Source organism: Paenibacillus sp. GCM10027627, assembly GCF_042675505.1.
Lineage (GTDB): Bacteria > Bacillota > Bacilli > Paenibacillales > Paenibacillaceae > Pristimantibacillus.
The window spans coordinates 795,321-810,511 of the sequence record NZ_JBHTHB010000001.1 but is presented as its reverse complement, the minus strand read 5'-3'; the positions used below and the strand labels follow the sequence as shown (position 1 = coordinate 810,511).

Annotated in this window: 11 protein-coding genes; all 11 read right to left on the bottom strand. The window is 49.9% G+C overall.

The window, feature by feature from the left end; translation table 11 throughout:
• Positions 1 to 74: 74 nt before the first annotated feature.
• The 11 genes from ACFQZE_RS03840 to ACFQZE_RS03790 all read right to left on the bottom strand — a co-directional run bounded on the left by ACFQZE_RS03840 (position 75) and on the right by ACFQZE_RS03790 (position 15,090).
• Complete coding sequence (locus ACFQZE_RS03840; RefSeq protein WP_379353829.1) at positions 75 to 1,094, bottom strand: DUF58 domain-containing protein; 1,020 nt, start codon at positions 1,092 to 1,094, stop codon at positions 75 to 77.
• Positions 1,091 to 2,080 carry an AAA family ATPase gene (locus ACFQZE_RS03835; RefSeq protein ID WP_379353827.1) on the bottom strand — a complete coding sequence of 330 codons (990 nt, stop codon included), beginning with the start codon at positions 2,078 to 2,080 and terminating at the stop codon, positions 1,091 to 1,093. The genes ACFQZE_RS03840 and ACFQZE_RS03835 overlap by 4 nt, the downstream gene beginning before the upstream one ends.
• A 46-nt stretch (positions 2,081 to 2,126) precedes the next feature.
• Positions 2,127 to 3,932 carry a coiled-coil domain-containing protein gene (locus ACFQZE_RS03830; protein WP_379353825.1) on the bottom strand — a complete coding sequence of 602 codons (1,806 nt, stop codon included), beginning with the start codon at positions 3,930 to 3,932 and terminating at the stop codon, positions 2,127 to 2,129.
• A gap of 33 nt (positions 3,933 to 3,965) precedes the next feature.
• On the bottom strand, positions 3,966 to 4,865 hold the full coding sequence (locus tag ACFQZE_RS03825) for an ABC transporter permease (protein WP_379353823.1): 900 nt from the start codon (positions 4,863 to 4,865) through the stop codon (positions 3,966 to 3,968).
• The gene (locus tag ACFQZE_RS03820) at positions 4,862 to 5,794 is read right to left on the bottom strand and encodes an ABC transporter ATP-binding protein (protein ID WP_379355497.1); all 933 of its coding nucleotides are present in this window, start codon (positions 5,792 to 5,794) and stop codon (positions 4,862 to 4,864) included. The genes ACFQZE_RS03825 and ACFQZE_RS03820 overlap by 4 nt, the downstream gene beginning before the upstream one ends.
• A gap of 26 nt (positions 5,795 to 5,820) precedes the next feature.
• Positions 5,821 to 8,220, bottom strand: coding sequence for a DUF4350 domain-containing protein (locus ACFQZE_RS03815; protein ID WP_379353821.1), 2,400 nt, complete (start codon positions 8,218 to 8,220; stop codon positions 5,821 to 5,823).
• Between the two features lie 171 nt (positions 8,221 to 8,391).
• Positions 8,392 to 8,700: a DUF3889 domain-containing protein gene (locus tag ACFQZE_RS03810; RefSeq protein WP_379353819.1), complete on the bottom strand. Its 309-nt coding sequence runs from the start codon at positions 8,698 to 8,700 to the stop codon at positions 8,392 to 8,394.
• 134 nt (positions 8,701 to 8,834) lie between these two features.
• Positions 8,835 to 9,716, bottom strand: coding sequence for an NAD(P)-dependent oxidoreductase (locus tag ACFQZE_RS03805; protein ID WP_379353817.1), 882 nt, complete (start codon positions 9,714 to 9,716; stop codon positions 8,835 to 8,837).
• A gap of 148 nt (positions 9,717 to 9,864) precedes the next feature.
• On the bottom strand, positions 9,865 to 12,900 hold the full coding sequence (locus ACFQZE_RS03800) for an efflux RND transporter permease subunit (protein WP_379353815.1): 3,036 nt from the start codon (positions 12,898 to 12,900) through the stop codon (positions 9,865 to 9,867).
• 23 nt (positions 12,901 to 12,923) lie between these two features.
• Complete coding sequence (locus ACFQZE_RS03795; protein WP_379353813.1) at positions 12,924 to 13,619, bottom strand: response regulator transcription factor; 696 nt, start codon at positions 13,617 to 13,619, stop codon at positions 12,924 to 12,926.
• Entirely contained in the window at positions 13,591 to 15,090 is a 1,500-nt protein-coding gene (locus ACFQZE_RS03790; RefSeq protein ID WP_379353810.1) for a sensor histidine kinase, read from the bottom strand. Before ACFQZE_RS03790 ends, ACFQZE_RS03795 begins: the two co-directional genes overlap by 29 nt.
• Positions 15,091 to 15,191 lie beyond the last annotated feature (101 nt).

Genomic DNA, 15,191 nt, shown 5'->3' with positions numbered 1-15,191 from the left:
CCTCTCTGCCGTTCAAAGCCGGCAGCCGAGAGCGATGTTCGGATTAGATTTGGAGAAAATATCCGTTATGGCGCTTATCGGTTCAATGCGCCAGGGAGAAGACATAATGCCTGCAACGCATCAGACAACGGCTTTCCCGTATCTACAAAAGCATAAACGGCGCCTTGCTCCGCGCAAATATTATGAAGCTTATCCTTATACTGCTGCACCGATTCCCTGTATTGCTTAAGCAGTCTATCGGATACGGCCACTTCTTTACCTGTGCCGAGTTCACTGTCGATTAGCTTCAGCTCCCCGGTAAGCTGTGGACTAATTTCCTCCGGCGAAAGCAGTTGCACGAACACGACGGATTGCCCCGCCGCACGCAGCGCCAGCAAAGCTTCCTCTATGCCTTGCTCAAACATAGCATCTGTAAACAGCCATGCTGCGCCAGAACGCCTTGGCAGCGCCCCGGGCTGCCGGAAAGGGATCGAGAGATCGGAAACTGCTCCATGTTCATAAGGTGGGTGAGACGTCTCTGATTGATTTGCAGTTTCTTCATCCAGCAAATCAGCCATATGCCGAAACAGCTTTAGGGATGAAGCTCTGCCGTAAAGGGCTGGCGTCACACTACGGACGCGTTCCGATTGAAAGGTAGAGACCGCTACTCGATCATCCCCGTGTAACGATGCATAGCCGATTAAAGAAGCAAGCTTTACCGCGTACTCAAATTTGCTTGACGATGCTCCGCCGGAAAAAAACATCGATTTTGAAGCATCCACGTACAACTGAGCGTGCAGCTCCTGTTCATCCCAATATTGTCTGACATAAGCTCTTCCTGTCCGGCCATATACATTCCAATCGATTTTTCTAATATCGTCGCCAAGCGCATAGGGACGATAGTCCGCAAACTCTTGGGAACCACCAAGCGTCTGCGACCTTCGTTTGCCAGCCAGCGTTCCTCTAATCCGCTTTCCCCCGGCTAGCCGCATTCTCTCAACAGCAGCCAAAATCGAGAGATCGGGAAAAAGCCGGCTTATCGGGTTCCCCCCTTCAGGGGTAGCAGTCCCTTGCCCGTCCGCGGTTGCTCTAGATTGCGGAAAGCCTCCGTTCATCGGCTAGCCTCTATGGAATGAATAATAGATTCCGTCAACCGGTCCGTGGACAGCCCCACTGCTTGAGCCTCGTAGGACAAGACGATTCGATGGCGAAGGACCGGCAGCGCAACCGTGCGCAAGTCGCTCCATGACACATGCATTCGCCCGTCGCATATTGCCCGTACTTTGCTAACGTTGACCAGCGCCTGAAGTGCCCTTGGACCTGCGCCAAAGCGGGAAAACCGTTTTACATCGTCTGGAGCGTCCGCTTCATGCGGATGGGTTGCCAATACAAGACGTACGGCCAGATCAAGCATATCTTCCGCCACGATGATTTCTTTCGCCAGCCGCTGCAAACCGATCAAGTCTTCCCCGCTCATGACCTTGCCGCTTTTGGGCTGATGCAGCGCTGTCGTTCTTTTGACAATTTCCTTTAGGTCCTCTTTCGTCGGATAGTCGACTCCAATTTTGAGCAGAAACCGGTCAAGCTGAGCTTCCGGGAGCGGATAGGTTCCTTCTTGTTCAATCGGATTTTGGGTAGCGAGTACAAAAAACGGCTTCGGCAGCCGATGCGTTTCCCCACCCGCCGTAACCGTACCTTCCTGCATCGCCTCCAAAAGAGCGCTTTGCGTTTTCGGCGTTGCCCGGTTAATTTCATCTGCAAGCACTAAATTTCCGAAAATGGGCCCGGGTTGAAACCGCTGCGAGGCCGAGCCATGCGAGCTGAAATCCATTAATGTCGTGCCCGTTATATCGGACGGCATCAAATCGGGGGTAAATTGGATGCGGGAAAATTGCAGGTCGACGGTGTCCGCCAGCGTGCGCACAAGCATCGTTTTTCCAAGTCCCGGTATCCCCTCCAGCAGAGCATGTCCTCCTGCTATAAGACACCATACCAGTTGCTCCACAACTTCCCGCTGCCCGACGATGACCTTTGCCATTTCTACTTTTAGGGCAGCCGCCTTTTCCGCTGCCGCCAATAGCTGCTCTTTGCTTTCTATCATCCTTATGCTCCTTCCGCCGGCCCCGGCAAACCGGATACTGGCGCCTCTATCGGTTCGGTTGTATTTCGTCGAAGTATTGCTTCACTTTTTCCTGCATGCCCGCCGGCAAAGGAGACCTGTCTAACGTTTCCTTCGCTTCCGCCGCATATTCGCTGTACACTTCCTCATAAGGACGAGTAGCTCCGTCAATCATTGGCGACTGCCCGCCCGTTTCCGTCTGTCCGCCTGTTGCAGGGCCGCCGTCTTGATAGACGCTGCCCTCTCCGGCCATACTCCGCGGAGTAGTCACTAGTGTGCGGCTGCCTGCTCCTGTTCCAGCGCCGGAACCTCCCTGTCCGCCGCCGTTCCCGTTTCCGCTACCCGAGCCTGAACCGGAACCGGAACCATTACCGCTGCCCGCGCCGTTTCCTTTTCCAGACGCTTGGCCTCCAGCGCCTGAGCCGCTTTGGCCGCCGGAGCCCGGATTTGAGCCGGAAGAATTCCCGTTTCCGTTGCCTGAACTGCCTCCTGAGCCGGAAGACTCGCTGCCGCTTCCGGCATTGTTCCCGCCCGGCGCGCTCGGCTGGCCGGCGGAACCGCCTTCGGGCCCGGAGCTTCCGCCTCCGGCCGCACCGCCAGGCGCAGCTCCCGCCCATTCCGGCGGGATCGCGCCCCCTTGCCCGGCCAGCGCAGATGCTAGCTGCTGGCCGCTTGAGGCAAGCTGGCCCGACATCGACCGGGCCAGCGCCTCCAGCTCGCCCTGCGACATTTCGCGGGCGAGAGCCTCTTGCAGCGCGGCAAGGCCGTCGCTGCCAGCTTGCGGGGCGGCTTCGCCCGCCGCCCCTTCGCCTTCGGCGTCGCGCGCTTGCCGCGCCGCCTCTTCAAGCGCCGCAGCGAGCTTCTCTGCGGCGCCGTTCTTCCGCGGCTGTTCCTGCGCCAGCCGCTCAAGGGCAGCCGCCATCGCTTCGCGTTCCGCTGGCGACAGCTTCTTAAGCTCCGATCGAAGCTCGTCGATCGCTTCTCCCATTTTCGCTTGGTCGCGCTCAAGCAGCGCCTCCGCGAGCTTGCCGAGACTTTGCTCCTCGCTCATTCCACGCGCCATCTCCTCCAGCCGCACTGCCGCCAGCTTCGCTTCGTTTGCGGTTTGCTCCAGCTTTCTCATCGTTTCTGCAAGCTCCTCCAGCGCTTTGGCAGAGTCGATTCCTTTTTCACTTAGCTCTTGCCTCAGCTCTTCCAGCGGTTTAAGCAATTGCTCTTCCGCTCCCGGAGGAAGCTCCAGCTTCTCCAGCTCGCGTCTCAGTTCCTCAGCTTGCTTCTCCAACTGCTCTATGGCCGTTTTCGATTGCGCCAAAGCTTCAGCCCGGTCCCGCTGCGGATTCGGGATGAGCAGCAAAGCGCAAATGACAAGCCATACGGCAGAAGCGCCAAGCACGGAGCTGCGCCAGCTCCTCCAAGCCGGCCATGGAAGCTTTTCTGCAAGCTTTTCCACATACTGCTCCGCCGATCTTGTTGCTTCTTCGCGCTGCAGCTTGACGATTAAAGGCTCTTCTTCCCGATCTTCATATTTTTCAAGACCGTCAATTGCCGTTATAACGGCATCGTTGGTGCCGCCTTTATCCATTTCCCTGGCAGCATCCTTGGGAGTAACGATCGTAACAAATCCCCTTGCCACCCCTCCCGTAAAGCCCATCGCCACAAAAAGCGCAAAAGCTTGATTGACATAAACAATAGGCCAAATAAAGCCGGCCAGCAGCATGATCGCTCCCGCAATGCTTCCTATGAGCAAACCTAGCAAAGCAAACCGCACAAACTGAAACAGCATAAGCCGTTTTATTACGGGGTAAAGCAATTTAGTCAACGGATCTCTCGACATCCAATCAGCCTCCCTCTCCGTTAGGAACACGTCTTATTTGCGTTTAAGCCTCGGGCGAAGATTCCGGATAGCGAGCCAAAGCGCTAGTAGGGACAATACCAAATAGATCAGCATAAACTCAAGCCATAACGGCATTAGGGCGCTGCTACCGCTGTGAGTGCTGCTGCGGCTATACCCGAAAATCTCGTTCGTTATAGAAGGGTCCAAAATGCTATACAGCGCAGCAGCAGGGTTAAACGCTACAATATGGCCCATCCAAGCATTCGAATTACCGTATGACTGGGAATTGTATGCGGTCATCATAACAAAATACAAAATGGCCGTCCCGACAAACATAAACAAAGCTACTCCATACGTTGAAATGACGGAAATCATCGTCTTTTTCAGCAAAGTGGAAAACATAACGCCGAAAGAACCAAGAACTAGCATCATAAACAAATAAAACAAAAACACGAGCAGCAACTGCTTTGGCGACACCCCGCCGTATAAAAAAATCATGCTGTAGATTGGAATTGTGCTTAAAACAATCAAAGTCATAAAGCTAAGCGATGACAATAGCTTGCTTATAATAATGGTAGAGGAGCTTTGCTGCGTCGTCAGCAGCAAATTTAGCGTCTGCTTCTCCCGTTCGCCGCTAATGACCCCAGCGGTTAACCCTGGAGCCATAAAAGCGATCAGCCCCAATTGCGCCATGCTTAAAAAGGTAAAGAGCACTCTACTATGCTCTGGATTAAAAGATGTGTTACTGCCTGACAATTCCTGAGTTAAATAAATGGCGCTTAATCCCAAAAGGCCAATGGCCAGCAAATAAAAAAACAAAGTCCACATGGAGCGCGACGACCGCATTCGCAGCCGAATCTCCTTATTCAGCACCGGATTAATCCAAACGGTTTTCCAATCTCCGCCTAACTTCGCAAGCTTCCCGCTTTTCATTCGGCCTCCGCACCCCCTCTCGTAATTTCCAAAAATACATCTTCCAAATTGGTCTGTGCTTCGCTAAAAGATACAATTCGAAAACCCGCGCCCATTAAATCATGCAAAAGCTCGGCCTGCTCTTCGTCTTGTCCGCCAAAATGAATATGCAGGCCCCCCTCCTCCCGATGAAGCCGATTGACAAATGGCCGTTCGCGCAGGAATGCTTCCGCTTCGTCTAAACGGTCAAGCAATCGGACATGAAGAAATCTTTTGACCCTTAGCCGGTTTTGAATATCCGTGACGTTGCCGACCGCCACCATTTGTCCATGCTCAATGACGCCGATTTCATCGACCATTTCCGCCAGCTCCGGCAAAATATGCGATGAAATAATAATCGTTTTGCCCATCAATTTCAGCTCTTTTAAAATTTCCCGCATTTCAATCCGCGCCCGCGGATCGAGACCGGAAGCCGGTTCATCCAAAATAAGTAAGTCGGGATCGTGGACGAGGCAGCGGGCAAGACATAATCTTTGCTTCATTCCCCGCGACAGCGTGTCGACATAAGCATCCACCTTGTCGCTTAAATTGACAAGCTCCAGCAGCTGCGGAATCAACGCCTCGCGCTCATGTTTGGGAATACCGTAGCTCGCCCCATAGAAATGCAAATATTCGTTCGTTTTGAATTGATCGTATACGCCGAAGAAATCGGGCATATAGCCGATTTTTTTTCGAACTTCATGCGGGTGCTCTGTTACATCGTAACCATCTACTTTAGCATAGCCTGCACTAGGCGCAAGAAGGGTGGCCAATATGGACATCGTCGTTGATTTCCCGGCGCCGTTAGGCCCAACAAACCCAAACACCGTTCCCTTCTGAATCGTCAAATCGATTCCCTTCAAAGCATGAAACTGCCCGAAGGACTTGGCAAGTCCGCGGATTTCAATCATGGGACGGATTTCTGTTTCTACTTCGTTCATGGCTGCTCCTCCCCTTCAAGCAAAACATTCGGATAAGACGTTTCGCCTTCCGTAGTCGCATCTAATTTAAAACGGATCTTTTCATCCTTCATTAAAAAGTCTTTAGCAGCGCCGGGCTTATCCGGAATGCTAACCCAATCTCCCGTTGCCGCATTCCATATGGTCCAGCTTGGTCCAGTACTTCCTTTTGGTTTATTTAAAAGAAATTGTACATCAATGGTGTCGTACTTGACCCCGTTATTTTTTGGAGCGGAATACTCCACAATCATCTCGCCGGTGCTGACCTGCATAATTCCGTTTCCATAATCGGATATAGACTGTATTGTGTTCGAAACTGTAACGGGTCGCATGACGTTAGGCGGCACCAAAATACGGCCTCCGACTTGTCCGATCGTACCCAGCTTGTATACCCACATTTTTAAATTATCCGCTTTCACTTTTTTGCCGTTTACCGTATATTGCGGTTCATGATCGATGCTATAGCCTACAATCATTGGAGTTGGCAAGACTAAGGAGGCATTGCTCTGGTTTACATAAGCGTTCGTTATTTCTCGTTCTCTGCTTGCTGTATCTCTTTTGCCTGCATAAAATTGATGCGGGAAAATTAATGAGCCGTATTCCCGGTTGTTCGACAGAGCAGATCCGTACATATAGATGTTTGCCAGTTGCCCGCTTTCCCCTTTTTTGATTGTGCCGATCGGTTTAACTTGACCATTTATAAGCAAAGAAACATTAGTTAGATCGTCATTTGTTTTATTCGTGACAATAAGCGTAAGTTTGCCGTCCTTCTGCTCGTAACCAATAGACAACGATCCGTATTGTTCGGTACTCGCGAGTCTTCTTTCCATCCACAGCTTTCGAGTTGACCAATAAGGTACTGAGTGCCATTCGGCCCCCGATGTGCCGCTTTGGCTTACCAATCGGTGGTTGCCGTTTAAATTCAGAGAACCCATTCCATTGCTATCCGCAAACATCTTTAAGGGACGCTGATCCGGAAATTCAGCTTTTACGGTGCCGCCTGTCGGACTGAATATTCCTGTTCCACCCGAAACGATCACTTTGCCGTCGTCTGCAAACTCAACAATTTCAATCGTATGCTGAGCAGGCTGACGCTTATCTCCCGCCCCAAAATAAAAGATAACGATTCCCATAGCAATAGAGAGCGATGGAATCATCCACCATGCCCATTCTCTACGGTCCGTTTTCGCCAAAACAACGTAAAGGACAGGTGCAGCGACAATCATATAAATGCCGAACAAGACGACAAGCAGCCAAAAGTTCGGTGGTTTTATCGAAGGAAATTGGTCTAGTGCTTGATCCATTGACCATAAAATATTCCCGTAATTGCCCGGATAAACAGCGCCTAAATTCATAGTGGGAATCAACGATTTTTGCAGCACATTTGCCCATAAAGGGGCGTTGCCTCCCCACGTATTCATAGGCGCAAGCGAAGGATCGAAAGCAGCATAGATGACTGTTCCTAGTCCAACGCTTCTGTTTACGACGACCGGAACGCCAGACTCGCTAATTTCAACCGTTCCTTCTACAACTTGTCCAGTTGATATTGTGATGGACGAATCCGCTTTCAGCTCTGTGCCGCCTGCGGAGGCAAGCGCTTCCGTGCTTGGAAGCTTAGTCGTGCCCGTCGCTTGGAAAGGTGCGATGTTTTGGAACGCTTCCGCAGTCTTTACGTATCCGGCGCCGCCTGAGAGGATTAACGTTCCGCCCTTTGCCACCCATTCTTCAATGGCTGCGATCCTCTCCTTGCTCCAATTGCCAGTCGCAAAATCATTGATGACCAGCGTATCCAGCATGTCCAGTTGGAAAGCTTCTTGCGGAAGATCCTCCTCATCTATAGGAAGGACGTCAATCCCGTATCCTTTCTGGTTGAGTGTCGGCATAAAGTTAAAGGTGTCCGGGTCGCGGGAAACGACACCGATCGTATAGTTCGTCCCCAACGCTCGGCCAACCAAATAATCGGTTCCAAGGATTGGAATAGAGTTCCCTTTATTCAGTCCGCCCTCGAAAAAGCGGATCAAATTGTTGCCTTTCGCCACATTGGTTTGACTAATGCCGATGACGGTTTCAACCGACGTGCCGATTGGCAGCTCAAGCGGAACGATATAATCCGTTGTTGCCGTAATATGATTGGATAAAACGGATAGAACAACCTCACCCGTTAAATCCCGATCCGTTTTATTCGTAAGCGTCAGCTTGACTGGAAATCCCTTCGTGTCTTTGTAAGCCCCTTGGAAACCGACTTCTGAACGAATTTCAATGCCTTTTTGATTTGGCTCCGCCTGTACATGGATGAACGGAGGCGCCGCAATTGCCCATATTGCCAAAACAACAATAAATGAGATCAACCCTCTGGAAGAAATAAGCCTTGCGTTCACGCAACATCCTCTTTTCTATATAATTTTGTTCATCTTAATATTAACGAAAATATTGAATAATTGGTTGCTATTTTTCCCAGTCTTTTCATTATAAAAAAGAAAACCGTCCCAGTTCTGCCGTTTACTTCGGCTAAAAACTGAGACGGCTTATATTAGGGTCGTCCTTTTTACTTATTTCAGCTCGTTTAAATGAACGCTTACCAACGAATCGTTATTTTCCTGAACCGTAACGGTAACTCGCACGCCAAACGATTTTCCTTCCCGGTTCAACCATAACACAAATCGTTCCTCCGCTTGTCCGTTCCTGCTTACGGTACGGCCTTCGTATTTGTAATCTACGATGTCTACGCCATTATAGCGTTTGGCCGTCTCCTCCATAACCAGTTTTCCCCATTTCACATTGCCGGGTACTGCATATTGAACCTGTAAGGCATTGGCCGATTCGATTGCCTGAAGTCCTTCCGGATTAGACATACTCATCAAAAAAAATATCGCTTTTACCACTATTTGTCCAATGATGGCGAACTCGCCCTCCATTTTCCCAAAATTGCCGGGTGAATAGGGTTAGTATATCCCACCCTTGGACGATTTAAACGAGACGGGATAAAGACGTATTAGTCCCAAGCGAAATAAAGCGCGTGAGTGCCTTTATCCCCTAAGCCCGCTTCTGAAATACGTTCGTACAATTGTTTGGCAAGCGAGAGGCCAGGGAGGTCAATTCCCATCTCTTTAGAAGCCTCAAGCGCAATACCCATATCTTTAATAAAATGTTTGACATAAAAGCCCGGCTCAAAATTGCCAGCCACAATACGCGGCGCCAAATTGGATAGCGACCAGCTGCCCGCAGCTCCGGTACTAATGCTTTGTAGCACGGTATCCGGATCAAGCCCGGCATGTTTGGCGTAAATGAGCGCTTCGCAAACACCGATCATATTGGATGCAATCGCGATTTGATTGGCCATTTTCGTATGCTGTCCCGCGCCTGGACCGCCCTGCAGCAAAATTTGTTTGCCCATGCGCTCCAAAATCGGCAGCACAGCTTCAAACTGCGGTTTGTCCCCACCGACCATAATGGATAGAGCCGCATTGCGCGCTCCAACATCTCCGCCTGAAACGGGAGCATCGAGGGCATATTGCTCCAGCCTTTGCGCTTCGGCATGAATCCGTTGCGCCAGCTCGGGGCTGGACGTTGTCATATCGATAAAATAAGTTCCTTTGCGTGCGGAGAAGAGCAATCCTCCTTCACCAAAGTATAACTGCTCCACATCCGACGGATATCCGACCATTGTAATGATGATATTGCAAGCTTTCGCAAGTTCGGACGGGGTATCGTGCCAAACCATGCCCTGCTCGATCAAAGCTTCCGCTTTCGATTTTGTACGCGTATAAATATGAGTTTCGTATCCACCTGCTTGAATATGGCTTGCCATGCTGCTGCCCATTACGCCGACCCCGATAAAACCAACTTTAATGTCTTGACTGGATGTCATAGTCATATTTAATGTCACTCCCATTTCTATTTCTTATGGAGTTATTCTACAAAGAAAACGTCATTTTAGATAGCCCTTGAATAAGAAACTTGATATCTGCCTTCAATAGAAACAAGAATAAGGACGATCCCGTTTGGGATCGCCCTATCAAAACTTATTTTGCAGCTACTTGCTTTTTAATCTTTTTGCGATTCAAGAATTCGTAAACGATTGGAACGATGATTAACGTCAAAAGCGTCGAGCTTGTCAAACCGCCGATAACGGTAACCGCCATCCCTTTGGAGATTAGACCGCCGCCGCCGGATTCGAAGCCGACTGCGAGCGGCAACAAAGCGCCGACTGTCGCGATAGCAGTCATCAGAATCGGACGAAGCCGCGTAACACCAGCCTCCAGCAACGCCTCGCGTACCGTCAGACCTTCTTTCTCTTTATGAATAACGCGGTCGATCAATACAATCGCGTTGGTCACGACAATACCGATTAGCATCAATGCCCCGATGAGGGCAGTCGCGCTGATCGTCTCGCCTGCAATCAACAAACCGACCATTGCGCCAATGACCGTAAACGGCAGAGAGAACAAGATCGTAAGCGGAGTCAGACCGCCGCCGAATGTGAGAACTAGCGCCAGATAAACAACGGCTACAGCAGCTAGCATCGCAAGTCCAAGCTGAGTGAACGTTTCCGTCATTTGCTCCGTAACGCCGCCCATTTCGATATCGACATTGTCCGGCAGCTTCATTTCATCGATTTGCTTTTGCAACTCTTGGGAAACAGCTCCTACGTTTGATGCTGTCACGTCTGCGGATACTTCCGCATAAATGCGGTCATCCTTCCGCGTAATTGTATTTGGCGATTCGCCAACTTCAATTTTAACTACATCTTTAAGCGCAACTTCCATTCCAAGCGGGGAAGTGAGCTTCACATTTTCCAAATCGGCTAATGTGGAATACGTTTTAGCTTCCGTTTTTACATAAACGTTAAACTGTTCGCCTTCTTTTTCAATCGTTGCGAGTACAGGACGTTCGCGAACTGGGCTTAGCGCCATTGCGACTTGGCCAGCAGTCAGACCGTATTGGCTCAGCTTCTCGCGATCCGCAACTAAACGGTATTGCTCATACGTTTCGGACAAGCTGGAATCGATATTTTTCAAATCTTTGTTTTCGCCAAGTTTTGCGGTCAAGTCTTTTACGACTGGACGGAGAGTTTCCATATCCGGGCCGTATACGAGCATTGAAACGCCGGAACCGCCAAGGCCGCCGCCGGCAAAGTCCTGCTCTTTCCATTCGCCTTTGCCGCCAAGTTCTTTCAGCAGCGGTACAATTTTTTCTTTTTCTTCGGCAAAGCCTTTAAAATCTTTGTTATAGGATAAATTGAACAAGGCTTGTTTGGAAGCTCCAGGATTCATCGGGTTTTGCCCGCCAACCCCATATTGCATAATGTCGAGACCTTCACGCTCAAGCAAAAGCTTCTCCGCTTCAAGCGCCATCGCCTCTACTTGCTCGCGCGTCTCACCCGGCGCAGGGTTGTAAGTGATCATCACCGCTTTTTGCTCGTCAGCCGGCATAAAGCTGAAACCAACGACCGGAGCCAGCAGCAAGCTGCCAATCAGCAGCAAGACAGCCCCACCAAATGTAACCAACTTATGGTTAAGCGTCCACTGAAGCACTTTTTTGTACCAGAGCGCCAAGCGTCCCGGTTTCTCTTCATGAATTTGGTTGGCTTTCAATCCATTGCGGAACATCATATGCGCCATCATCGGCACGACCGTAATGGCCACTACGAGCGAAGCGGCAAGCGCAAATACGACGGTTAACGCAAATGGCATAAAGATTTCGCCAACCATGCCCGATACGAAGCCAAGCGGCAGGAATACGGCAACCGTTACGACGGTCGAAGCCATAATCGGCACAAACATTTCTCTCGTCGCTTCCAAAATAAGCTCGCTTCCTTTGAGCTTCTCTGTAGAAAGCGACATCCTTCGATAGACGTTTTCTATAACGACAATGGAGTCGTCAATGACACGTCCGATGGCGACTGTAATCGCTCCAAGCGTCATAATGTTCAGGGTAATATCCATTTGCTTCAGAATAAGCATCGCAATCAAAATCGAAAGCGGAATGGACACGACAGAAATGATCGTCGAACGGATGTTGCGCAAGAACAACAAGATGATAAGGATGGCTACGCCAGCACCGATAAGAGCTTTGCTCAGCATCGTGTGGACGGAAGCTTCAATCGGTTCGCCTTGGTCAAATGAGATCGTTACGGCAAGCCCTTCGTTAGCGGACTCCAAATGTTTAATCTCATCCTTAACGGCATTAACAACTTCTACCGTATTGGCATCCGCCGATTTGACGATGCTGACACCGATCGATTCTTTCCCGTTTGTACGGGAGATGGATTCTGCTTTGTTTGTAATCGTTAAGTCGGCTACGTCGCTAAGCTTGACGCCCGGCAACAGAACTAAATTTTTCAGGTCCTCTTCCGTTACGACGTTGCCGTCAACGACAATCGCTTTTTCTGTATCGCCAAATTCATAAATGCCAAGCGGTACGGAAATGGTCGAAGCTTGAATGATGCCTCTGACCGCGTCTTCGGTCAGCTTGACTGCGGCGAGCGCTTCAGGCTTGAAAGCAAGTTCGCCTTCGACGATATTTTGACCGGAAACTTGTACGTCGGCTACCCCTTCAATCCCTTGCAAACGGGTCAAAACGTTGTCGTTTACTTGCTTGGTCAACTGGTCCAGCTTCAGGCTGTCATTGGACATGCTGAGTGAAATGACCGGAAATGCGTTAAAGCTGATCCGAGATACGTCGGGATCATGAACGCCTTCAGGGAAACCGATCTCCGATAGTGCATCGCGCACTTCGTTTTGCGCCTTTTCCATATTCGTTTCATAGGTATATTCGATAACGACGGATGAAGCATTTTCGAACGAGGTCGAGGTTACGCTTTTCACTCCGCCTAAATTGCGGGTCCGCTGCTCGATCGGCTTCGTAATTTTGTCCATAACTTCTTCAGGCGCAGCGCCTGGGTAAACGGTCGTGACGCTTACGATTGGGATCGTAATGTCCGGAATCGTCTCCATCTTCATGCTAGTGCCCGCATTCAAGCCCGCGAACAGCACGATGAGAGTAATGATCCATAGCGCAAACTTGTTGTTTAGCGAAAATCGAATAACACCTTTCACTCTTCTCCACTCCTCTAATGTCTTTATACTTTAAACCGATACCCAACGCCCCAGATCGTTTCGATATATTGAGGGTTGGATGGGTCGTGCTCAATTTTTTCCCTAAGTCTGCGAATGTGAACGGTAACGGTTGCCGCATCGCCATTGGAATCCAGTCCCCATACTCGCTCAAACAACTCTTCCTTTTCAAAAACGCGATTGGGATGAGAAGCGAGCAGCAGCAGCAGCTCATATTCTTTAGAGGTCAGCATCGCTTCATTCTCATGAATCGTCACGCGCCTCGCCTGCTTGTCGATTTGCAATCCGCGAATATGGACGACGTCGCCCCTGCTTGGCCTCTCCGCCGTCAGTCGCTCGTATCTGGCCAAATGCGCCTTGACGCGGGCGACCAGTTCGCTTGGGCTAAACGGTTTGGTCATGTAATCGTCCGCACCGAGTCCAAGTCCGCGAATTTTATCGATATCTTCTTTTTTGGAGGTGACCATCAAAATCGGAATGTTCAGCTTGCTGCGAATTTCCCGACAAATTTCAAAACCGTCCAGCTTGGGAAGCATGACGTCGACAATAATAAGATCAAACGATCCTTCCAGCGCCTTCGCAAGCCCAGTATCGCCTCGCCCTTCTATGTGAACCCCATAGCCGTGACTTTCTAAATAATCCCGTTCCAATTCGGCGATTGATTTCTCGTCTTCAATGATCAGGATGTTCTTCACATTCATTCACCGCCTTATCTCCTCTCGCCACGGGAAGCTTCAGGCAAAATCTGGCCCCGCCCGACTCCCGGTTTTCCGCCCATACCGTGCCGCCATGTCCATCAACAATTTGTTTGACGATGGCAAGCCCAAGTCCGCTTCCACCCGTCTCCGAATTGCGCGACTGCTCTGCCCGGTAAAATCCATCAAAAATGTGGGGGAGATCCTCGGTGCTGATTCCAGGGCCGTTATCTTCAATAGCGATGAAAGCCGTACCATTTTTTTCACCGACGCTTACCGCTATAATGGGTTCCCGATCCCCCGTATTTTGAAGCATGTACTTAACGCTGTTGTTCAACATGTTGGCAAATACCCGATTAAGCTTGTCTGGATCGGCCGCGACGGGAACTGGCTCTAACGTCTCTTTGGAGTACTGGAGCTTCACTCCTGATTTTTCGAGATCAAATTTCTGCTCTTCCATAAACTGCTCTACATATAGGCCGACGTCCAACACTTTGAAATCGTAATTTACTTTTTGCAAATCGAGTTTGGAAAATAAAAATAATTCATCAATCAGCTGATCCATGTCCGTCGCTTTCCGGTAAATCGTGTGCATGTAGCGAATACGCTTTTCGTCCGTATTGGCAATGCCGTCCAAGATGCCTTCGACGTACCCTTTAATAGCCGAAATTGGCGTTTTTAGATCATGCGAAATGTGGGACAGAAGCAGCTTTCGGTTATCCTCGTACTGCAAGCTTTGGTCAATCGACTGCTTCAGTCTGATGCGCATTTCCTCAAAAGCCGAGCTAAGCTGGCCGACTTCATCCATTCTGCCGCTTTTTCTTGGACGCGGAGTACGAAGCTCATACGACAGGTCTCCTCCTTTAATCCGCAAAGCAGCTGTCCTAAGCGATTGAATCGGCTTAATAATGCTTCTCGACACAAAGTAGGTTAGCAGCAAGCTCGTCAACCCGACAAACAATAATCCAACGATCATCGAAAGCTTGTGCCAAAACACAGGGACCGGTTCCGTTCGGTGCAAAAGAACAACTTCCCCATCCTTGCCGTCTGGGTAGGAGAATGGGATGCGATGAACGGTGTAACGAAACAGCTTAAACGATAATTGTTGTTGCTCAGGAAGGTTTACAATCCGTTGCCAATCTTCTTCCGGGGACAATTGCTGCAAAAAGGCCGCAACATTGGTGACGGCTCCATCGCGTACGACGATAAGCCCCGCCCATTGCTCCTCCAACCGCTCCTGCAAGCTTTCCAAAAACTCGGTCTGCTCAAGCTTCCCGGAATCTTCGCGAAGGACGTATGCCAATTCGCCATAAATGAGAGCTTGATTGAACCTTTCGTTTTTTTGCGCCTCGGAAAACTCCCTTACGTCCTGCTGCCCTCCCGCCAAAAAGATAAAAAGCGTAAAGAGCGTGAACAGGATGACCGGGACAAAAGCCATAGCCAGATAAGACATATACAGCTTAACTTTTATCGACACCGCATCACGCTCCGTCAATCCTTCTTAGTTGAATCTATCGTTTATCATAAAGGTCAATTCTAAACGGAATTGAAATCATTTCTTACAAAATTATTACGTTT

Excerpts from the sequence above, each read along its gene's own strand:
- ACFQZE_RS03820 (WP_379355497.1), bottom strand. The coding sequence starts at position 5,794 with ATGATTGAAATCCGCGGACTTGCCAAGTCCTTCGGGCAGTTTCATGCT.
- ACFQZE_RS03825 (WP_379353823.1), bottom strand. The coding sequence starts at position 4,865 with ATGAAAAGCGGGAAGCTTGCGAAGTTAGGCGGAGATTGGAAAACCGTT.
- ACFQZE_RS03795 (WP_379353813.1), bottom strand. The coding sequence starts at position 13,619 with ATGAATGTGAAGAACATCCTGATCATTGAAGACGAGAAATCAATCGCC.
- ACFQZE_RS03835 (WP_379353827.1), bottom strand. The coding sequence starts at position 2,080 with ATGATAGAAAGCAAAGAGCAGCTATTGGCGGCAGCGGAAAAGGCGGCT.
- ACFQZE_RS03830 (WP_379353825.1), bottom strand. The coding sequence starts at position 3,932 with ATGTCGAGAGATCCGTTGACTAAATTGCTTTACCCCGTAATAAAACGG.
- ACFQZE_RS03840 (WP_379353829.1), bottom strand. The coding sequence starts at position 1,094 with ATGAACGGAGGCTTTCCGCAATCTAGAGCAACCGCGGACGGGCAAGGG.
- ACFQZE_RS03810 (WP_379353819.1), bottom strand. The coding sequence starts at position 8,700 with ATGAGTATGTCTAATCCGGAAGGACTTCAGGCAATCGAATCGGCCAAT.
- ACFQZE_RS03805 (WP_379353817.1), bottom strand. The coding sequence starts at position 9,716 with ATGACTATGACATCCAGTCAAGACATTAAAGTTGGTTTTATCGGGGTC.